The sequence below is a fragment of the Pedobacter sp. Hv1 genome, from assembly GCF_001412215.1.
Lineage (GTDB): Bacteria > Bacteroidota > Bacteroidia > Sphingobacteriales > Sphingobacteriaceae > Pedobacter.
In genome coordinates, this window is record NZ_LLWP01000004.1 from 505,308 (window position 1) to 528,222 (window position 22,915).

The window sequence follows — 22,915 nt, forward strand, 5'->3', positions numbered from 1 at the left end:
TATAAAATTGTTCTTAAAAATTCGACATATGAATAGAAACTTTACCTTATCAAAAAAATCGTTACTGATTTTATTGCTCATTTTGGTATCATTTACAACTGTAAAGGCCCAATATTTTGGCCAAAACAGAGTGAGGTATAAAAATGAGGATTTCAAGGTTCTGCAAACCCCTCACTTTGAGATTTACTATTACATCAAAAATGAGAAGCTATTAAAGAAGTTTGCCCAAGATGCCGAAACTTGGTACAAAATGCACCAAGAGGTTTTTAGAGATACTTTTTTAAAGAAAAACCCTATCATTCTTTATAGTAATCACCCAGATTTCCAACAAACTACAGCCTTAAATGGCGAGATTGGCGTGGGTACTGGTGGCGTTACAGAAGCCTTAAAGAATAGGGTAATTATGCCTGTGTTAGAGTTAAACAGCCAAACACGACATGTTTTGGGCCATGAGCTTGTACACGCTTTCCAATATCATTTATTGTTAGAGAAAGACTCGATTAGTTTAGAAAATGTTGGCAATACCCCCTTATGGATGGTTGAAGGTATGGCCGAATACTTATCTGTAGGCAAAAAAGATGCCTTTACTTCCATGTGGATGCGAGATGCCTTACTAAATAGGGATATTCCTTCCTTAAAAGACCTTACCAATTCTAACAAATACTTTCCTTATCGTTATGGACAAGCATTCTGGACCTTTGTAGGCTCACTTTATGGCGATACTACTATTGTTCCATTATTTAAAGCTACTGCTAAATACGGATACGAAAATGGAATAAGATATACATTTGGTTACGATGATAAAACCTTATCTGGTTTATGGAAGAATTCAATTGAACAACATTACAGACCATTATTAAAAGCAGACAGTTCTCAGATCAAAATAGCAGGCACCAAGATTATCGATAATAAAAATGCAGGTAATATGAACGTTGCCCCTGCCATTAGTCCTGATGGTAAATATTTGGCCTTTTTATCAGAGAAAGATTTGTTTGGTATAGATCTCTTTTTAGCCGATGCCAAAACAGGTCACATTATTCGAAAACTGAGTAGTCAAATTGCCAATACACACATTGATGATTTTAACTTTATCGAATCTGCAGGTACATGGTCGCCAGACAGCAAAAAATTTGCCTTCAGTATCTTTGGAAAAGGAAGAAACCAATTGTTGGTAGTAGATGTAGCCAATGGAAACACCGTGCTACAAACTGGTATGGGCAAGGTTGAACAATTTGGAAATTTAACTTGGTCGCCAAGTGGCAATGAAATTGCTTTCTCTGGTATGGTAGAAGGTCAAAGTGACATTTTTTCTTATAACCTAACTACAAAAGAGGTTACACAGATTACCAATGATGAGTATTCTGATTATGCACCTAACTTCTCTCCTGATGGTACTAAAATAGTTTTCTCAAGCGATAGAGCGGCAATGATGGCCGGAAATATCAATGCTGTTAATCCGATCAATTTAACTGTTTATGATATTGAAACTAAAGCATTAACTAACATCCCTGTTTTTAAAGGAGCGAATAACTTAAACGCACAATTCTCTGGAGATAGTAAACGTATTTTTTTCTTATCGAATAGAGATGGTTTTAGAAACTTATACGAATATACTTTAGCCGATAACACTGTAAAGCAACTTACAGATTACTTTACTGGTATTAGTGGTATTACAGAGTTCTCTCCTGCCATTACTGTTTCACGTAATGATGATATCATTTACAGTTATTATCGTTACCAACGATACACTTTATACAACTCTCCTTTAAGCAACTTTAAGGCAAAGACTGTTAACCCTGAAGATGTCAACTTTGGACCGGCCATTTTACCTCCAATGGAAAATCTAGGCGTTAATATTGTCAATTCAAATCTTGGCAACTTTGATCGTTTCGAAAAAACTGGAGACGATGCAATGGAAACTGTTCCTTACAGACCTAAGTTCCGTTTAGATTACTTGGCAAATAGTGGCGTTGGTGTTTCTACAAGTAGGTTCGGAACAGGCATACAAGGAGGTATTATTGGCATGTTCAGTGATATATTAGGACGTAATCAAATTATTGCCAACCTTTCTGTAAATGGTGAGATTTACGATTTTGGTGGGCTTGTAGGTTATATTAACCAAAAAAGCAGAATCAATTGGGGAGTTGCAGCTTCACATATTCCTTATGTTACTGGTTTTAGAACTTTTGGCGCTTACGATCCGACTAAAGGTGGCGATCCAATTGATACCATTAGTACCAATATTTTAAGAACATTTGAAGATAAACTAGAAGTTTTTGGTTCTTATCCATTTAATAAAGCGCATCGTTTTGAGCTTGGTACGGCCATATCACGTTACAGTTATCGTTTAGATCGCTTTAACAATTATTATCAAGATGTTAATGGTTATCCAGCTTATTATTTAGGTTCAGATAGAGAAAAGGTTTCTACAGAAAATGCCAGAAACGTCTTAGGTATTCCATTAAATTCTTTTACAATTTACCAGACCAATGCTTCGTTTATTGGCGATAACTCCATATTTGGGATGACTGGGCCTTTAGATGGTTTCCGATATAGGGTTGGTGCAGAGCAATATTTTGGAGATTATAACTTTACGGCCATCTCTGTCGATGCCAGAAAATACTTTAGAGCTAAACCAGTAACTTTTGCTGTAAGAACCTACAATTACATGCGTATTGGTAGAGATGGTGAGAATCTATATCCAATGTTTTTAGGCTACCCTTATTTAATTAGGGGTTATGAAGCTAATTCGTTCTACAATAGTAAAAATCAGAATACGGGTACTTTTGATATCAATCAGCTATCTGGAAGTAAGATTGCTGTATTTAATTTTGAAATTAGATTGCCATTTACTGGTCCTAAAAAGTTAGCTCAAATAGAATCTCGATACCTGTTCTCTGACTTAAACCTCTTCTTTGATGCAGGTTTAGCATGGACAGAAGATTCAAAAGTAGTTTTTAAAGGTCAGCCAAGTAGTACTTTATTACCAGATGGTACACCTTTAGAACGCGTACCTGTATTTAGTGCAGGAGTTTCATTGAGGGTAAATCTATTCAATGCCTTTATATTAGAACCTTATTATGCTTTTCCTTTTCAACGGAAAGATGTTAAAGGTGGTGTATTCGGCTTAACATTTGCCCCAGGTTGGTAAAAATAAGCACATAAAAAAGGCGGCCAGATTTTAAAATCTGGCCGCCTTTTTTATTTATAGGTAGTTGTATTATGAAAGTATGCTAAGTGGCAATGCTACTTGGGTATTCAGCTTTTGATGAGAAAGAATATTTTCAAAATCAAGGCCGATCGTAAGGTCAATCCAATCAGGATTACAAGAACGTACAATTCTCTCCTTCTGCAACCTTGTAAAGCGGCTAATTAACTTGAAACGACTTAAAGCCTGTGTTTCAGTTTTGAACTCTTCAAAGTACACTAAACGCGTAAGTTGTTGTGCGCTATCAAAAAACAGATTTGGCATCTGTTTATAGAAATCAAGCGTTTTAATAAGGTCTGCACTCATTCCTACGTGTAAACTTGTGCGATTTCTGTCGGTTACGATGTAAACAAATCTTCTCATGATTTCTATGCTTTAAAAGGTAAAAACTAAATTAATTAGATTATTGCTTGTACTTTAAATAAATATTACTAACTTTATTGGCACAATAATACTAACAATTTTAGTAAAAACAAATTTATTTTAAAATTATTTTTTATGTCAAACATTTCATCCAACCTTAAGTACTTAAGAAAGAAAAAAGGTCATACACAGCAACAATTCGCTGATGCTATGGAAATTAAGCGTTCATTAATTGGAGCCTATGAAGAAGATAGAGCTGAACCAAAATATGATTTACTAAAAAAAATAGCAGAATATTTTGATTTAACTATTGATGAATTTATCAATGAAAATATAAATGACAACTGGAAACCTAAACCAAAGAGCCAAGGTTCTAACCTTAGGGTTTTAAGTATCTCTGTTGATCAGAACGACAATGAGAATATAGAATTGGTACCTGTTAAAGCTAGCGCCGGATATTTAAATGGTTTTTCAGATCCACAATACATCCAAGACCTACCAAAATTCCAGCTTCCCCTACCCGCTTTAAGACAGGGAACTTTTAGGGCATTTGAAATTATGGGAGACTCAATGTTACCGATCCAACCGGGCAGTGTAATTATTGGAGAATATCTAGACAACTGGAGCGAAGTTAAAACCGGAGAAACTTATGTAATCATTAGTAAAAATGAAGGTGTTGTTTACAAAAGAGCAGGTAACCGTTTCAAAGAGAACAAAGAACTGAAGCTAATTTCAGACAATAAAGTATATGATCCTTATTCTATTGATGCTGATGATATTTTAGAAATCTGGAAAGCAAAAGCATATATCTCTACTTCTTTGCCTGACCCTACACCAGAACCTACCATCGAAACCCTATCAAGTATGATGGCACAAATGCAAAAATCTATTTCTCAGCTCAATAAGAATTAACATATTTTAACAAGCTTAAATTAAACTCTGCAATCATTTTTTCATCTATGTTATTAAATAACAAAAAATACAGATGAGAAAATTATTTTATACAATGGCTTTAGTAGTAATGGGAATTACTGCTAGCTACGCCCAAAAACCAGGCAAAGAGAAAGCAACTGCAGAACAAAGAGCAGAAAAAATGGCAAATGCACTACAACAAAAGTTAAGTTTAACTGCCGACCAGAAACAAAAGATACAGCAAATAGAATTAGACCGTATCAAGAAAAACGACGAATGGCGTACGCAAGACCGAACCGCTATGCAAGGTAAAATGGAAGAGCGTAAAGCTTTTTTCAAAACCAACAAAGAAAAAATGGACGCCATTTTAACTGCAGATCAGAAAAAAACTTTAGCTGCATCTCGTGATGAAATGAGAGACAAAATGAAAGATAGAAGAGGTGGCAAAGGTCCTAGAGGACCGAGACCTGAAAAAGGAACCCCTCCACCTCCACCAGCAAATAACTAAATAAAAAAGTCTCCAAGTTTAATTTGGAGACTTTTTTATTTTTAGCACAATTCCTTTTATTTCAAATATCCTTTTGCATTTAGAAAATCGGCCCAAACCTGATATCCTGCTGGAATAAGATGCAGACCATCTTTGGTCAATTCAGCTCTTAAATGATTTTCCTTATCTAGAAAAACAGGATATAAATCTACAATTGTCACATTTTTTGCCGCCATTTTTCTAATTTCTTTATTGATATAAAGAATATGCTCATCCTTACCATAATGGTTCTTAAATTTCTCAAAAGAACTATTTACAGGTAACAGGGTATTAAAATAGATCTGTGTTTGCTTTGATCCTTTACGGATGCGGCTGATCATTTGTTTATAATTGTTTAAGATCACACTGTCTGGGATATTCCTAGAAATGTCATTGATACCTATTAAAATAAAGATTTTGGCGGGTTTACCGTCTATCACATCTTGCAAACGTTCTAAAACACCAAAAGTAATATCTCCAGAAATCCCTCTGTTTTTTGCTTGGGGCAATTGTAACAACTTAGCCCAATCTGTACCAGCAGTAATGCTATTACCTAAAAACACAATGTCTTTTTTAGATGTGGTTTCGGCTTTAAACTTAGCTACCTGTTCTACGTATTTACCAGGACGATAAGTGCTGTCCCATTTAACTGTCTGTGCAAATGAAACATTAAAACCTAAACTAAGGAATAAGCCAAGTACAATTATTTTCTTGAGGGATTTCATAAGCTAATTTAAAATAGATTTGGATAATCTGTAATCACTCCATCCACTTTAAGCGATTTCAATTTATTGATATCATCAACTGCATTTACAGTCCATGGAATTACTTTCACACCATCTGCATGAGCTTTTTGTATCAAATTGGCATCAACCATTCTCCATTCAGGGCTTAAAATAAATGGTTTGAAACCCAAATCTGCAATATTCTCTTCGTATGTTTTTTTATTGGCCACCAAAAAGGAAGTTTTCACTTTAGGGTATTTTTGATGGATCAATTGGATAGTTCTTTTATCAAATGATTGGATCACTACAAATGGAGTAATTTTCTTTTTTTCAATCACATCCATTAACAGTTTTACAAAAACCTCTGGTGTTGGGTTCACCACTCCATCACCTTGTGGCGCACACTTGGTTTCAATATTATAAAACACCTGCTTTCTGTTCTTCTGCTTAACTTCACGTTGAACATTGTCAATTAAATCAGCCAATAAAGGAATATAAGTTTTAACTTTTTTCTGTTCAGTAAAACCTGCATTTACTTTTGTACCAATATCAAATGCTTTCAAATCAGCATAATCCATCTGAAAAACAGCATATTTCTTCTCATCCGATTTCGGGATTTCCTTTCCATCAGGGGTCAACATAAAACCTGGGCTCAAGTAATCGTCATGCGTAACCACTACTTGCTGATCTTTTGTAATATGTGTATCCATTTCTAAGGTGGTTACACGCTCAAATTTCATGGCATCTAGCATTGCAATAATGGTATTTTCAGGCATCAAACCTCTACCACCACGATGTGCTTCTGCACTAAATTCGGGAAAACTTGTTTGCATATTTTGCTGCTGATTGGCTACTTTAAATCCAGTAATTGAAATTACGCCAAAAAAACCAAGAAAGATATATTTTTTCATTTGATATGATTTTAAACTTCAGTTGTAAATTGTTGTCCGAAACGATCTGTTGCCACTACTTTAACCTTTTTAACCGAAGGACTAAAGTGAGCTACAAATAAGTGGTCTGTTTTTTTAGGTTCAGCGAACGTTCTTCCCATTGGCAATTGATCACCCTTAAATAAAGTTACGGCTAAAGGATCAAAGCCTTTTTCTTGAGACAGTTCGCCCATAGCTTTACCATCTAAGAAATATTCTACTTTCCATTGAGGGTCCCAATTCCACACATTAGCGATCAACCTTTTTTGATTGGTCAATTCATCCACATAAATATGGATCTGTTCATTTTTACTTAAGCCAGTAGGCTGATAATACCATTTAAGTTTCGTGCCATCAACTTCATACACGCCATAACCACAAGGTGTACCATCCTCGCAAATTGGCCCCGTCCACCAAGCACCGCAAACGGTACCATGATTATGTTCATATATGTCATTTGTAATTACATTTTTATTGTAATGCGTATGACCAGACATGATGTGGACATTGGTAAAACCTTCTAGAACTTTATAGAAATCGGTATTATTTTTAACAGAATTGTGTACTGGAATATGCAAACAAATGATCAATAAGGCATCTTTAGCTACAAATTTCAAATCTTTTGCCAACCAATCTAACTGCATCTGATTAATAAAACCATCATAATTACGTTCAGTACCTAAATAACGAACATCGTCTAACACCACATAATGAGCCTTACCCCTATTAAATGAATAATAAGTTGGTCCATAATGTTCACCAAAGGTTTTGTCCGATGTTTCATCACCACCCATTCTATAATCCATATCATGGTTACCTAAGGCCTGAAAAAATGGAATACCCATTTGTACTACTGCTTTATTGTAGTCTACAAAAAGTGCATGGTTGTCCCAAACAATATCGCCAACTGTAATGCCATGTACTGGCACATTGCCCATAGCCCCTACTACTTTCTTTACATCAGGCACAGCAGTAGTCATCATCAACTCTACATCTTTTTTATTTTTTACTTGTGGATCTGCCCAAATGATAAAATTATGTCGATCATCTTTTTGCTGGAGTGCTTTCAGCTCAAAATTGAGGGCTGATTTAACAGTAACCGATTCGTAATGTTTTGCAATATTACTTTCAGTTTTAAACTCGTAACCCGATGGTGTACTTAACCAAATAAATTTAGCCAATGTATTTATTTCAATGGTATAGTTTCCATTTTTATCTGTTTGTACCACACTAAATCCATCCGACACCACAACTCCGGCAATTCCTTTTCCCTTACTGGTAATACGGCCTGAAATTTTAGCTTCGAGATCAAAAAGATTAAACGAATAGGATTTTAGGCTCACAAACATAGTGGTGCCCAATAAGGTTGATTTCTGGAGGAATGATCTTCTGTTCATGTTATTTTCTATATACTGATATAAAATTAGCGCAATAGTATAGTGTTTAAAAATTTAGTTCAAAACAATTGAAGCCTAAATAAATAGCGCCAATTTTTACTAATTGGCGCTATAGTTTATTAATTAACTAATTTGGTTCCCCCTTCAATAACCGTTATTTGGTCGGTTGAGCTTACCGCTACACTTGTTAATGTTCTGCCAGTAACCCATCTTCCAGAGGTCGCGTCGTACACACCACCCAATTGCGCAAAACTAATGGCTGCCGGAAAACCTAAGCGATTGGTATTGGTACCTGCTCCATGAAATGCTTGAGGCAAACGGGTAAGTGGGTTTACTGTACTGTAATAATCAGTATTTGTAATTCGATAACCTGCTTCTGGCGGGCCAGCTGTATAAAAATTACCCCCTGCACCACCATAGAAAATCACATCTAAAGGAACTGTAGAAGCATCTACAAGCGTACCTGCGAATAGCGCAATACCAGCAGCATTACCACTATTGGCCAATAAATTGGTTGTTACCGCACCTACACCATCCGCACCTGTGGTATTGGTATAGTTAACACTAGCGATCCATTTTGCAGAGCTGATATCTGTTGAAGGTCCAGCAGTTGGACTACCATTGATCAGTTTACCTGTACCACCTACATAAAAATACTCTCCCTTAACAACTTTACCAGATGTTAAATTAAATTTATAGGTCCTTATCCCACCTAAATTCCAACCTGTAGTTGGGAATGGATTGGTTGAACCCGCATTATTAGTGGTGTAAACTGAGAATGGTGTTACCGAAAAATCAATATCTTTTGTAGCCAAAAACTGGATATACTCGTAATTGGCATCAGAGCCATTCGGATCTACCAAATATCCAGTAATAATAGCTGGAGACAATTTAGGAAGCACAACAAAGAAGAAATCACTTGCCGAGCGCATCCATAACTGCAATTTATTTGAGGTACCGCTAGGTACTACAAAGGCTATTCCTGTAAAGTTACCACTGCCCAATATTGGCGTTGAGGCAAAACTAGCTGTTGTTTCAGTATGCAATGTAGCTTTCCCAAAGCCATCATTCAAAGTCTTATCACCCGAATAGGTTTCTCCAGATACTGGTTCAGGCTCAACTAAAGCACTGCTAATGGTAACGAGTGTACTTTCGTAAGTTGAGGGCGACGCCAAAATCTTACCGGTATTCACCGCTTGTGTTCTCAATGCTCTCCCTGCAGCCACTTTATTCACGGCGGTACTTTGCACACCAACAATCTGCAGAATACCATTCATCCGTTTCAATACTGTTCCATCTATTTTAACGTGTATAGAATCGCCAGGGATATATTTGGAGGCTTCTGCACCCAAATTAATAGCTATTCCTCTTAAAGAATCTATTCCATTGCCTGTCATCCTGCTGTTCTGCATAATAAGCAGTCCTGCTGGCGAATTTCCAGACCTAAAATCTGAAATGACAACACCTTTAATTGAGGTTGCACCCCCTAGTAAATCTGCATTAAGTTGTAAATCTGTGTTTTTATACAACTTTTTCAGATCGAAATTGGAGATATACGCACTAGGTGTACTCACAATATAATCATCATCTCGCTTGCAGCCCATCCAAAAAATACTAACAATGGCTGTTAATACAATTATATAATCTAATGTCTTTTTCATTGTCGTAATTTTTAAGGTTTTTGCCACCAAACTAACGTATTGATATCATCAGCACCCTGTGCTGCAACGGCATTTTTATAACTTGTTGGATTTGTAGACTGACTAATTAATGGATAATTTAAACGAGCAGGCATTTTCCCTCCATTGGCCAATCCACTGCCTTTTGGCAAAAACGGATGTCCAGTTCTTCTATATTCTAACCATTGTTGAAAATCGACCAAGAACAGGGCATAATATTTTTGCAGTTGGATAAGTTCCATTTTACTGCCAGTGCCTGGTGTAGTTGTATTTAATGGCAAAGCATCATTCCAATCAATATCTGCTGCAACAGCATAAGCTTTAACCGCAGGATCGGTTGGATTTACCCACACAGTTGGCAACCAATAATTGATCGCGTCTGCTATACCTTTATAATAATACGTTTCGCCAGTACCATTGATCCAACCTTTTGCAGCTGCTTCGGCTAATATAAAATCAACTTCAGCTGCATTCATTATGATCCCTGTATATGGATCGGTCTGTAAAGTTGTTGGATTATTTGTGGTTGCATCTGAATAGAAATAAGCTTGTCTTTGTATAGAACTTCCAGTATCATATCCACTCGGTACGCCTGCGAAACCAATTGAACCAGGTGCAATTCCTAATCTACTGATTCCATTTTTACCATAACTGGTCACGATACGTGGATCTTTCCAGTTCCATAAATTATCAATAAAGAAAGCACAGATTGCTGGTGTTCTAAAATCTACTGCACGAACATTGATCATAAATGGCGAAGAATATACCGCAGTACTGCTGTTGGTACCATTCCAAAGAATTTTGGCTGTATGGCTATTGTTCTGCATTATCGGATATTTTGCAGAATTTGTATCTACAATATCTTTGATCTTGGCAATTACCGTAGCACTCACCTCGGCTTTACCAGAAATACGCATTAACAATCTCAGGTATAAAGAATTACATAACCTTCTCCATTTTGAAACGTCACCTTGGTAAACAGGATCTCCGGTTGGTATAATAGCTTCACCATTTGCCAATAATGTATTGGCTTCCTCCAACTTCTTGAACAAATCCAAGTAGATATCTTTCTGCTTATCAAATGCTGGCTCTAACACGCCATCTTTACCTTGATTGGCTTGCAAATAAGGTACATCACCGTAAACATCAGTCAACAATTGAAAAACCCAAGCCTCTGTGATCAATGAAATAGCTTGATAAGATTTATTTGAACTTTCGGCCTTACTGGCTATGGTATGGATATTCTTTAAGTTGGTCAACTCCAGATACCAAGTATTCCAGGTATAATCAGCTAAATTACGTCTAACATCGTACCTAAATACTTTTCCTTCTGCATCACCTATATCAACGGTTACCTGCATCAATTCGCTGGTAAAGTTCCGATTACGCACCATATTGGCATTAAGTATATTTACCAATGCAGGAGCTAATAATTGGTTAGCTGTTGTACCACTTTTCCCAATAGGATCTGTATTTACTTCATTAAAATCCTTTTTACAAGAAAAGAACGAAACACCAAGTACAAGTAATAATGTATATATTTTTATATTTTTCATCTTCCTTTTAATTAATACCAACAACTAAACGTACACCATAGGTTCTGGTAGATGGCAATTGCCCAGTTTCGAAACCTTGAACAATATCTGAACCAGCCAATGTTCCAAACTCTGGATCGAATGCTGGCCATGGCGACCAAATAAATAAGTTCCGGCCATAAGCTCCAATAGCTACCCTGCTTAAGCCCAAACGTTTCACAAAATTTGAATTCAAGGTATAATTGATATTCGCCTCTCTAAATTTAAGGTAGTCAGTCCTGAACACACTTCCTTCAGCCTGATCTGAACCATAAAGTGAAGTGTAATAACTTTCAAAATTGGTAGCAATTACATTGTTTTGGCGATAAGACCCATCTGGGTTTTGTACCACGCCCTGACCAATTACCCCATTGTACCTGCCCGGTAAAGTGACTTTAAGTTTACCCAAGGCAGCCATTCTAGAAAAAGTTAACGAATGACCAACTGCACCAAGTTGTGCATCGAACAATACATTTAAGTTGAATTGTTTATAGCTTACACCAGAACCAAAGCTGAACCTGAATTTAGGCATGGTATTACCGAGATAGATCAGGTCATTGGTATTGGTTTTTGCATTTCCGGTAACCGCGTCATATACAATCTGTCCATCAGGAGAGCGAAGGAAACCACGACCATATAAATCGCCCATACTTCCACCTACATTAGCTACTACCTGTCCACCACCCAATGCTCCCGTACGCAATACCACAGAACTATCGGCCAATTCTTTAATTTTATTTCGGTTAGCGGTAAAGGTTCCGTTAAGTGTCCATTTAAAATTCCTGGTTTGTATGGGTGTACCATTAAGTGCAATTTCAATTCCCTTATTATCTACACGCCCCACATTAAATACAGCCACGGCATAACCCGTAGAACGATCAACCAAACGATTTAAGATCTGATTTTTGGTATTTCCAGCATAAGCAGCGATATCAATATTTAACCTGTTTTTAAATAACCTCATTTCAGCACCAACTTCAATAGTTGTGGTTTTAAGCGGCTTTAAGTTTGGGTTAGGCAATACCGTTGGATTTGTCATTGCACTATCCGGATAAATACCATTTGCTGCCAAGATATAGTTGTAAGCCGTACGATAAGGGCTTGTACCACCACTACCTACTTGCGAAACAGACAACCTCAGTTTTGCGAAGTTGATCGTACTTGGCATTTTCCAAAGATCTGAAGGCACAAAAGATAAACTGGCAGATGGGTAGAAGAAACCAACATTATCTGTACGTGTTGGCGTAGCCAAGGTACTGCTCCAATCTTGGCGACCGGTAACATCTAAGAATAAATAATTCTTGTAAGTAAATGACAAGGCTCCATAAAAACTATTGATACGGTACCTCGCGGTATCGGGTACCGAAATCAAAGGATTAGCATTGTTATCCAATCTGTAAACACCCGGAACAATTAAACCATCAGCCCGGAGTTCAGATTTATTATAGTGGTTTCTCATCTGGCTACCCCCTGCTGTAGCAGAAACACGTAGATCAGAATTAATTTTCTTATCGTACTTTAAAAGGAAATCGGCGTTAACCTCATAAGAGCTAATATTTTGAACACGGTAAGATCCTTGTGCAAATTTATTTCCAGCCGCATCGTACGGACGAAGTGTTTCGCGATTTTCTTTATTATAATCTATTGATGAACGAACCAAGAAACTCAACTCGTCTGTAAACTTATAATTAAGCTGAACATTACCCAAAAACCCGTTTCTTTTTTGCGTATTGAGGTATTGTTCAGAAATAGCATAAGGACTCTCAGGGTTGGTAGTAGTGATGTTTACAAACTGTGTAAGCTCTTTGCCTGGTGCCCAATAATCTCTATACCAATCTGTATTTACATTGGGCTGGGCAAACATGAACCAATACATTAACGATTGATTGCCATAACCTGTTGCAGGTAAATTATCACTATTTCTGTTATTATAAGCTGCCTTAAAAGTTAACCCAAGTCTTTTGGTCAAATTGGTATTTCCAGAAAGAGAAACAGAAGTTCTTTCTAAACCTGTATTTGGCACGATCCAGTCATTACTTCCATGACTTGCAGAAAAACGAAGGCCAACTTTTTGATAAGTACCATCTAAACTTATCGAATTGGTAGTTTCTACACCCGTTTTAAAAAAAGCATCAATTGGATTTTGATAAGCCATCCAAGGTGTTCTTACTAAATTTCTGGTCTTAGTTGTTGGATCGTATTGATAAAACATACCTCCAGCTGCAAAAGGTGCACCCCAACTTGCACTGGTTGCATTGGTACTTGCCCCATCTTCGGTAGCCCCATAAGAGAAATAAGAAACACCATATTGCCCCTGTCCATATTGATTTTGAATATCTGGACTGCGATTCACCGACTCAAATGCCGTATTAGAAGTAAAGGAAATCCCTAGTTTATTTTTGTTTTTATTACCCGATTTAGTGGTGATAATAATGGCCCCGTTGGCACCTCTTTGCCCATAAAGTGCAGAAGCACCTGGCCCTTTAAGTACAGTTACATTATCTATATCATCAGGATTTAAATCGTTTAATGCACTTCCAAAATCTGCAGGCATAATGTCACCAGATGTACCATAAACACCACCATTTGCACCAGCAGTACGTCTGGCAGAGCTACTGGCAACTACCCCATCAATTACAATCAATGCCTCATTATCACCCGTTAGGTTATTCTCTCCTCGTAAAATTATTTTATTTGATCCAGCAGGACCGCCATTTCTTACCAAATTTAAACCCGCTACCTTACCAGAAAGTGCATCAGTCCAGTTACTTGCTACCGCATTGGTAAATGAAGTGCTATCTAATTTGGTAATGGCATAACCCAAGGCTTTTTCCTCACGTTTAATACCAAGTGCTGTAACCACAACCTCATTCAATTGACTTGAAGACGATTTGATAGCAATAACTACATTGTTTTGGTTTTCATTAAACGTTCTGCTTACAGTAGTATAACCAACCATGGTAAAGCTAACTGGAGTTCCCTTAGGTAAAGTAATGGTATACTCTCCTTTTTCGTTGGTTACACCCAATACCTTTTTATTGTTATCCATAATGGTAACGGCAGGCATTCCTTGTCCATCGCTATCATCAACCACCTTACCTTTAACTACAATATTCTGGTTGGTACTTTGTGCAAAAACATCTTGTGCAATTAGAGTTTGAGCCAGTGTTCCTGCCAATACTACTTTGCAGCAAAAAAAGGCACTTACAAGAAATGTGCATCTGGTTTTCTTTTTTCTGTAACCCGTAACAGCAACATCACGTTCAGAACTTAGATGTTGCCACAGCGCATCACTTTTTTGAGTAAATGTTTTCTTCATAATGATTATATCCGGTTAGTTTATACAAATAATTAGGCTTACTACCGAAAGTTGCAAAACTAGCCGGCCTACGTTAAGCAGATGTTAATAGAAAGTTAACATAATCGAAACCTACATATTATTACGTTTTATACAATTTTATGTTACTAAACATTTCATTATATAAATATAAAAACAAATTGAAACTAATAAAATATTTCATCAGCACAAAAGAGAAGGCAAATAGCTGTTACTCTAAACATTAAATAAGTTTAAATCCAAGACAGAAAACTGAAAAATTTAATTTTAAATTAACGTCATACGGCCAAATCAAGTGGAAAAACAGATAATGATAGGTATTATGTAATATTTCAATTACAAAGAAATAATTAAGACAGCACCCCCCCCATTCTTACAGATTCAATGGATATACCAAAGCAGCGCAAATGAAAGTTGAGTTCAAAAAACGAAAGTTATAAAGAAATACAGCAGCAGATTTTTATACAATAGTAACCGTAACCCCTAAGCCCTCTAAGTGATTAACGATCTGTTGAGAAATACCTTTATCTGTGATCACATGGTCGATATCCTCCAAACCACAAATCTTACCGAAACCTCTTTTACCAAATTTAGTAGAATCGGCTAGCACAATTGTTTTTTGCGAAACATTGATCATTTTACGGTTCAAATGTGCTTCCATGGCATTTGTAGTGGTTAAGCCATAGTCTAGATCTATTCCATCTACACCCAAAAACAAGGTATTAAAATAAAAATCTTGTAATACTTGTTCTGCATAGGTACCCATTACCGAAGATGAACTTTTACGCAATAAACCACCCAATTGGATCACTTCAATAGCTGGTTCTCGCATTAGCTCTAATGCGATATTTAATGCCGATGTAACTACTGTTAAATTCAAACCAGCAGGAATATTTTTCACAAAATACAACAAGGTTGTACCAGAAGCCACCACAATAGAATCATTTTCCTTTAAAAGCTGGGTTGCTGCTAATCCGATCTTGTTTTTCTCAGCAGACTGTAGCTTTTCCTTCTCATTAACAGGTCGATCAACTGTGTAAGGATTATTAACCGTTGCGCCACCATGCGTTCTGAAAAGCAGATTTTTCTCTTCTAACAATTTCAAATCTTTCCTAATTGTTACCGATGAAACCTTCAATTCTTTACACAGTTCTACTACATTGATGTACTGGTCTTTTTGTATCCTGTTAATGATAAACTGGTGCCTTTCGGCTAAATTCATGATCATGGTGCTTGACTTATTTTGCAAAATAATAAATAAAACAAAAAATACTTCATTCCACACAATTTTAAAATATTTTTTACTTGATTTTTATTATTTCGATAATGATTACTTATAATTGTTTATTGTTTCGTTTTATTACTTTCATGATCAATGCGCAGAATACATAATTACCATCTTGTTGATCAGTCCAGCTGGGACATCATCATTATTGGTGGTGGTGCTACAGGCCTGGGCACAGCACTTGATGCCGCTAGCAGAGGATTAAAAACACTATTGGTAGAACAGGCCGATTTTGCCAAGGGTACCTCGAGCAGAAGTACCAAATTGGTACATGGTGGCGTACGTTATTTAGCACAGGGCGATATAGGTCTTGTTAAACACGCTTTAAGAGAAAGAGGATTGTTGGCCGAAAACGCACCACATCTTGTACATAAAGAAGAATTTATCATTCCTTGTTATGATTGGTTTGCAATTTTAAAATACCTAACCGGACTTACCTTGTACGATTGGCTGGCAGGAAAGTTTAGTTTCGGAAAATCCAAATACCTTTCTAAAAAACATACTTTAAGTTTAATGCCGGGCATTAAAGCCAAAGGGCTTAAAGGAGCCATTAGTTATTTCGATGGTAAATTTGATGATGCTAGATTAGCCATTAACATTGCACAAACCGCTATAGCACAAGGTGCAACATTGATCAACTACATGAAAGTTGTGCAATTGCTTAAACAAGGCGATACAGTTGTTGGTGTTGAAACAGAAGATATGCTCACTAAAGCCAGTTTTAAACTGCAAGCTAAAGTAGTGATCAATGCAACTGGTGTTTTTGTAGACGAGATTTTGCAAATGAACAACCCAAATGCTAAAAAAATGGTGCGTCCTAGTCAGGGTGTTCATGTCGTTTTAAAGAAAGAGTTTTTAAATAGCGAATCGGCCTTAATGATCCCTAAAACTGCCGATGGCAGGGTGTTATTTGCTGTACCATGGCACGATCACCTGCTGGTGGGTACTACAGATACTCCATTAGACGAACATAGTTTAGAGCCTAGAGCATTAAAAGAAGAAACCGATTTTATCTTAAATACTGCTGGTAATTATTTTAATCTTAAACCTACAGAAAAAGATATTTTAAGTGTATTCTCTGGTTTGCGTCCACTTGCCGCCCCTACCGATGTCAATAGCAATAGCACCAAAGAAATAAGTAGAGATCATAAGTTAATTGTCTCTGCAAAAGGCCTCATTACCATCACCGGTGGTAAATGGACCACCTATAGAAGAATGGCCGAAGAAACAATAGATTTAACCATTAAACATGCAGGCCTGAGTGCGGTAGCCTGCACAACCAAAAACCTAAAAATACATGGTGCTTTAATTGCAAGTGACGACAACTACCTCAACAGCTATGGCTCAGATCGAGCAAATATCGAGGCTCTGGCAGAAAGAAGTCCAGAACTAAAAGAAAAGCTTCATCCTGATTTCCCACATATCGCCGCAGAAGTAGTTTGGGCAATCAAAAATGAAATGGCCGAAACTGTAGAAGATATCTTGAGCCGTAGATTAAGAATTTTATTTATTGATGCAAATGCAGCCATAGCCATGAGCACAAAAGTAGCCCAACTTTTAGCCAAAGAACTAGGTGAAGATGAAAACTGGGTGCAAAATCAAATTGAAATATTTAATACATTAGCTATTGGATATATTTATCACGCCACAAAAAAACAAACACAAGCGAGTTAAAATAACCTAACCAAATATAAACGTATGAGCAATTACATTTTAGCCCTCGACCAAGGAACCACAAGCTCGAGAGCAATTGTCTTTAACCATGATGGCGAAATTGTAGCCATTGCACAAAAAGAATTTACCCAAATCTATCCTCACGCCGGTTGGGTAGAACACGATCCTTTAGAAATCTGGTCAACACAATTATCTGTAGCTGCAGAAGTTATTGTAAAGGCAGGCCTCTCTGCAAAAGACATCAATGCTATAGGTATTACCAACCAAAGAGAAACCACCGTAGTTTGGGATCGGGAAACTGGCCAACCTATTTATAATGCTATTGTATGGCAAGACAGACGTACTTCAGCTTATTGCGACGAAATTAGAAGCCAAGGCTTAGCCCAAAAAATACAGGATAAAACAGGTTTAATTATCGATTCTTATTTCTCAGCCACCAAAGCCAAATGGATTTTAGAAAATGTTAAAGGTGCCAAAGAAAAGGCCGAAGCAGGTCAATTGGCATTTGGCACCATTGATACTTGGTTAATCTGGAAATTGACCAACGGACAGACCCACGTTACCGATGTGAGTAATGCTTCACGTACTATGATCTATAACATCCACACCTTAACATGGGATGAAGAACTATTAGCTCTTTTTGGCATTCCACAATCCATGCTCCCAGAAGTGAAATCATCAAGTGAGGTATATGGAGAAACTGCTGGAAATATTTTAGCAGCCAAATTACCGATTGCAGGTATTGCCGGAGATCAACAATCTGCCTTATTTGGTCAGATGTGTACCGAACCAGGCATGGTTAAAAACACTTATGGCACAGGTTGTTTCATGCTGATGAACATTGGAAATACGCCGAAAATATCGGCCAATAATCTTTTAACAACTATTGCCTGGAAAATTAATGGAGAGGTTAACTATGCTTTAGAAGGTAGTATTTTTATTGGTGGCGCAGTGGTACAATGGCTTAGAGATGAACTAGGTATGATTTCTAAATCTGCAGATGTAGAAACTTTGGCCTCAAAGGTTAAAGATAGTCAAGGAGTTTACATTGTACCGGCCTTCGCAGGTTTAGGTGCCCCACATTGGGACCAACACGCTCGTGGTACCATTACAGGTTTAACCAGAGGAACCAACAAATCTCATATTGCCAGAGCAGCCTTAGAAAGTATTGCCTATCAAACCATGGATGTTTTAAAAGCTATGGAAGCCGATGCTGGTGTTGGCATTGCCGAATTAAGAGTTGATGGTGGCGCAACTGCAAATAATTTGTTAATGCAATTTCAAGCAGATCTATTGAACTGTAAAGTAATCAGGCCAGAAGTTACGGAGGTTACCGCTATCGGTGCTGCCTATTTAGCAGGACTAGCAACAGGTTTCTGGGATAGCGTTGACCAGATCAGATCGCAATGGAAAATCAACAAAACTTTTGTAGCAGAAGATGGAATTGACAACAAAGACCGCATCAAAGGATGGAACCGAGCTGTAAAAGCCGCCCGTGTAAACGCAGAAGATTAAATAACCAAATCAACCCAAACCGCTTTAAATTGTTTTACATTTAAAGACTAAACCAAACTAAAATGACAGAATATCTTGCAGAATTTATAGGCACAGCGCTGATGATTCTATTGGGCAATGGCGTAGTAGCCAATGTAGTGCTTAAAGGCACAAAAGGAAATAACAGTGGCTGGATCGTGATCACCACAGCATGGGCATTGGCCGTATTTGTAGGTGTAGTGGTTGCAGGCCCTTATAGCGGAGCACACCTTAACCCTATTGTAACTCTTGGGGTGGCTATTGCCAAAGGATTCGACTGGGCTAAAGTTCCTTTTTATATCCTTGCACAGCTCAGCGGAGCTATGGTAGGCTCTTTTTTGGTATGGCTGATATATAAGGATCATTTTGATGCTACGGAAGATAAAGGCCTAAAAGCAGCTCCATTTGCAACCGCTCCAGCCATTAGAAATAAGGTTTCAAACCTCTTTTCTGAGATCGTAGGTACTTTTGTGCTCATCTTTGTGATATTTTACATTACAGATGCTACTTTGGGTACACCAGAAGTAACCAAAATTGGCCTAGGCTCTATGGGCGCAATTCCTGTTGCTTTCTTAGTATGGGTAATTGGCCTTGCCTTAGGCGGCACAACTGGTTATGCCATTAACCCAGCAAGAGATCTAGGACCTAGAATTGTACATGCATTAATTCCAATGAAAGGAAAGGGCGATAGTGATTGGTCTTATGCCTGGGTGCCTATTATTGGCCCTATCATCGGCTCTTCATTAGCTGCATTGGTATTCTTGGCATTAAGCACAAAATAACCCTCATCTTAAAAATATACACAAGAAAGCCCGATAATCAGCCGGGCTTTCTTTATTTTTGGCGGTAATGAACTCGGCAGAAATATTTCTTCAAGATAAATTAAAAGAAAGAACAACAAAAGGGCTGTTAAGAAAGTTAACCAGTACCAATCTTCCATTTGATTTTTGCTCCAATGATTATTTAGGTTTTGCCAAATCACCTCTACTCAAACAGGCCATTGAAGCTCAAAACAAAACCTATCTTCAAAATGGTTCAGGTGGTTCTAGGTTGTTAAGTGGAAATCATCCTTATACTGAAGAAACTGAACAATTTGTAGCCAATTTTCATCAAGCAACTGCTGGATTGATCTTTAATTCTGGTTATGATGCCAATATTGGGCTCTTATCGGCTGTACCACAACGCGGAGATACCATTATAACCGACGAACTGATCCATGCCAGCTTGATTGATGGGGCTAGACTAAGCCATGCTGAGCGTTATAAATTTAGACACAATGACCTGGCAGACCTGGAACAGAAACTTAAAAATGCCAAAGGGATCATTTATGTGGTAGTAGAAAGTGTATATTCTATGGATGGAGATACTGCTCCATTAAAAGAAATTATTCAACTTTGCCAGCAATACAAAGCACATTTAATTGTAGACGAGGCACATGCTACCGGGGTTTTTGGAGAAAAAGGTCAAGGTTTAGCCGTACAACTGGGTCTAGAAAAGGATATTTTTGCCCGTATTGTCACTTTTGGTAAAGCTATCGGAACCCATGGTGCAATCATTCTGGGCAGCAATGAGCTCCGCAATTACCTCATCAATTTTGCCCGTTCTTTCATTTATACTACTGCTGCACCGATCCATAACATCATCGCTATCAATTGCGCCTATCAAATGTTAATGGAACACGATTACATTAGCCAAATTACTCAAAAAATAGCCCTTTACAACGAATTGATTAAAGGAAGCCATTTACCAATTATACAGAGTTCTAGTGCCATCCAAACTATCTTGTGCAGCGGAAACGCCAATGCCAGAAAAGTATCTACGGATTTACAAGACAAAGGTTTTGACGTTAAGGCAATCCTAAGTCCAACGGTAGCCGAAGGAAAAGAGCGTTTGAGAATCTGTTTACATATTTACAATAGCGACGAAGAGATCAAAGATCTGGTAACGCATCTCAAAAAATTAGCATAACAATGGCCGAAAAATATTTCATTACAGGAATTGGTACAGGAATTGGCAAAACGATTACAAGTGCCGTTTTAACCGAAAAATTAAATGCAGATTATTGGAAGCCTATCCAATCTGGAGATTTGGCACAAAGTGACAGTTTAGCCATTGAGAATTTGATCAACAATTCTAAAACTAAAATTCATCCAGAAACTTATCGCTTAAACCATCCGCTTTCTCCTCATCTTTCTGCCAGAATGGATGGAGTAGCAATAGAATTAGACCAATTTCATTTACCAGAAACAGAAAATTCGTTAATTGTTGAAGGCGCTGGGGGCTTAATGGTACCTTTAAATGATCAGGAGCTTATCTTAGATCTCATCAAACACCTTCAAATCCCAGTGATTGTGGTTTCGCAAAACTATTTGGGCAGCATCAACCATACCCTACTCACCATCAACACCTTAAAACAACACAACATCAACATTAAAGGCATTATTTTTAATGGCGAAACAAATATGGAAAGCGAAACCTATATTTTAAAATATACACAAGTTAACTCTTTGGGCAATGTTCCTTTGTTAAACAACATTAATCAACACTCAATTATTGAAGCAGGTAAGCACCTTAATATTTAATCCTAAAAAGACAGCGTTGATTAGGAATAAAACCCCATAATTCAATTATCGGCCTATCAAATAAGCTGAAAATGGGATTACCCCTTCTTTATCTACGAATTTAGCATCTGGAACCATAATCTTAAGCCTATGTTCACCTTTTTTGAGTTTAGAAACATTAACTTTGCGTAGTGGAATTACCGCTCCTGGACACCAATTGGAAAACTTCTGCCATTGTTCATTGGTCTTTATGTTCTTTCCATAAATCCCATTCGATTGCGTATTGTATTGTCGATAAGGTTCACAGCTATTTTCACCAGGTATATATTTCAAGATCAATTCATCATCCAAATAGACATAATGAATCCTTCTATTGTATTCTTCGCCATTCTTATTGGCACCATGGTTAGAAGAAATGATCAACAATTCCAGATCTTTAAGGTTTCTTGTTGTTTTAAAAGTATAAGTTTTTGTTGTTTTCCCTAAGGTATCCGTGTTTTTATAATTGCTTAAAGAATCTTGATAAGCAATACTATTGAATTGATAATCTGTCTTCAATTTATTTTTGGCAGGAAATACTGTAAAATATAAATTACCGATAAAAACGTCATTTTTACCTTCACAGCCTTTAATTTGCTTTTGCGCCGCATAAGGAACACCAAAAATATTCATTTGTACATAAACGTCATATTTTAAACTGAGCTCTTTATTTCTTAATACATTGCCAACAGCTGTTACATCCCAAAAATACGGTCTAATGTTGGGTTGTTTGTTCATATCCATAAATGGTGTAATGTAACGGCCCACTTCTAACTGTTTAGCTACTTGAGGATATTTCTTTCCCTTTTCAACAAACAACAAAGACACATAAGCAATGCGATCGTAGTTATCACAAGCAGCTCTTAGGTCTACTTGCATCTTAACCTCACCCTTGGTTAGGGTAGCAACTTCTTCAGAACTTAATTTTCGAGTATAAGAAGTATTGCTTCTATACAGTTCTTCCTTTACTTTTAATGGCACTAAAGCGGCATAACCGTCGTAATAAACTACATTTTCGAAGATGTTTAATTTTAAACTATCAGCTGGAGTTGCTTTTGCAGGAATAGCAAAGAACAGCAGCAAACTTAGGAGAATTAGATTTTGTGTTTTCATTGGTCAACGAATATAAAATAAAAAATACATTTCTACCCATCTGGTTCATCAGGAAATATC

Annotated in this window: 17 protein-coding genes; 8 read left to right on the top strand and 9 right to left on the bottom strand. The window is 37.2% G+C overall.

What is annotated here, in order from left to right:
* Positions 1–28 precede the first annotated feature (28 nt).
* Positions 29–3,151, top strand: coding sequence for a basic secretory protein-like protein (locus AQF98_RS10050; protein ID WP_055131804.1), 3,123 nt, complete (start codon positions 29–31; stop codon positions 3,149–3,151).
* Between the two features lie 69 nt (positions 3,152–3,220).
* On the opposite strand, the gene AQF98_RS10055 is transcribed toward AQF98_RS10050, so the two are convergent.
* Positions 3,221–3,571, bottom strand: a complete 351-nt coding sequence (locus AQF98_RS10055; RefSeq protein ID WP_055131805.1) for a GIY-YIG nuclease family protein — start codon at positions 3,569–3,571, stop codon at positions 3,221–3,223.
* 135 nt (positions 3,572–3,706) lie between these two features.
* Between AQF98_RS10055 and AQF98_RS10060 the strand changes: the two genes are divergently transcribed.
* Both AQF98_RS10060 and AQF98_RS10065 read left to right on the top strand, forming a co-directional pair.
* On the top strand, positions 3,707–4,483 hold the full coding sequence (locus AQF98_RS10060; protein WP_055131806.1) for a LexA family transcriptional regulator: 777 nt from the start codon (positions 3,707–3,709) through the stop codon (positions 4,481–4,483).
* A 73-nt stretch (positions 4,484–4,556) separates the two neighbouring features.
* Positions 4,557–4,991, top strand: a complete 435-nt coding sequence (locus AQF98_RS10065; protein WP_152969690.1) for a hypothetical protein — start codon at positions 4,557–4,559, stop codon at positions 4,989–4,991.
* A gap of 56 nt (positions 4,992–5,047) precedes the next feature.
* Here AQF98_RS10065 and AQF98_RS10070 read toward each other — a convergent pair whose 3' ends face one another.
* From AQF98_RS10070 to AQF98_RS10100, 7 genes are all read right to left on the bottom strand, one after another.
* Positions 5,048–5,734 (bottom strand): GDSL-type esterase/lipase family protein, encoded by a 687-nt coding sequence (locus AQF98_RS10070; protein WP_055131808.1) that lies wholly within the window; start codon positions 5,732–5,734, stop codon positions 5,048–5,050.
* An 8-nt stretch (positions 5,735–5,742) separates the two neighbouring features.
* Positions 5,743–6,645, bottom strand: a complete 903-nt coding sequence (locus AQF98_RS10075) for a glycerophosphodiester phosphodiesterase family protein (RefSeq protein ID WP_055131809.1) — start codon at positions 6,643–6,645, stop codon at positions 5,743–5,745.
* Between the two features lie 11 nt (positions 6,646–6,656).
* A complete protein-coding gene (locus AQF98_RS10080; protein ID WP_055131810.1) occupies positions 6,657–8,060 on the bottom strand; it encodes a calcineurin-like phosphoesterase family protein in 1,404 nt (467 codons plus the stop codon).
* 119 nt (positions 8,061–8,179) lie between these two features.
* Positions 8,180–9,721, bottom strand: coding sequence for a DUF5689 domain-containing protein (locus AQF98_RS10085; RefSeq protein ID WP_055131811.1), 1,542 nt, complete (start codon positions 9,719–9,721; stop codon positions 8,180–8,182).
* 11 nt (positions 9,722–9,732) lie between these two features.
* Positions 9,733–11,295, bottom strand: a complete 1,563-nt coding sequence (locus tag AQF98_RS10090) for a SusD/RagB family nutrient-binding outer membrane lipoprotein (RefSeq protein WP_055132110.1) — start codon at positions 11,293–11,295, stop codon at positions 9,733–9,735.
* A gap of 7 nt (positions 11,296–11,302) precedes the next feature.
* On the bottom strand, positions 11,303–14,632 hold the full coding sequence (locus tag AQF98_RS10095) for a SusC/RagA family TonB-linked outer membrane protein (protein ID WP_082434973.1): 3,330 nt from the start codon (positions 14,630–14,632) through the stop codon (positions 11,303–11,305).
* Positions 14,633–15,110: 478 nt separating this feature from the next.
* Positions 15,111–15,875, bottom strand: a complete 765-nt coding sequence (locus AQF98_RS10100; protein WP_055132112.1) for a DeoR/GlpR family DNA-binding transcription regulator — start codon at positions 15,873–15,875, stop codon at positions 15,111–15,113.
* Between the two features lie 150 nt (positions 15,876–16,025).
* On the opposite strand from AQF98_RS10100, the gene AQF98_RS10105 reads away from it, so the two are divergent.
* The 5 genes from AQF98_RS10105 (at position 16,026) to bioD (ending at position 21,724) form a co-directional block, all read left to right on the top strand.
* A complete protein-coding gene (locus AQF98_RS10105) occupies positions 16,026–17,609 on the top strand; it encodes a glycerol-3-phosphate dehydrogenase/oxidase (protein WP_055131812.1) in 1,584 nt (527 codons plus the stop codon).
* A 24-nt stretch (positions 17,610–17,633) separates the two neighbouring features.
* A complete protein-coding gene (glpK, locus tag AQF98_RS10110) occupies positions 17,634–19,124 on the top strand; it encodes a glycerol kinase GlpK (protein WP_055131813.1) in 1,491 nt (496 codons plus the stop codon).
* A gap of 62 nt (positions 19,125–19,186) precedes the next feature.
* A complete protein-coding gene (locus tag AQF98_RS10115) occupies positions 19,187–19,924 on the top strand; it encodes an MIP/aquaporin family protein (protein WP_055131814.1) in 738 nt (245 codons plus the stop codon).
* A gap of 67 nt (positions 19,925–19,991) precedes the next feature.
* Positions 19,992–21,110: an 8-amino-7-oxononanoate synthase gene (locus AQF98_RS10120; RefSeq protein WP_055131815.1), complete on the top strand. Its 1,119-nt coding sequence runs from the start codon at positions 19,992–19,994 to the stop codon at positions 21,108–21,110.
* A gap of 2 nt (positions 21,111–21,112) precedes the next feature.
* Complete coding sequence (gene bioD, locus AQF98_RS10125; protein ID WP_055131816.1) at positions 21,113–21,724, top strand: dethiobiotin synthase; 612 nt, start codon at positions 21,113–21,115, stop codon at positions 21,722–21,724.
* 45 nt (positions 21,725–21,769) lie between these two features.
* Here the strand turns inward: bioD and AQF98_RS10130 are convergent, their stop codons facing one another.
* Complete coding sequence (locus tag AQF98_RS10130; protein ID WP_055131817.1) at positions 21,770–22,855, bottom strand: peptide-N-glycosidase F-related protein; 1,086 nt, start codon at positions 22,853–22,855, stop codon at positions 21,770–21,772.
* Between the last annotated feature and the right edge of the window lie 60 nt (positions 22,856–22,915).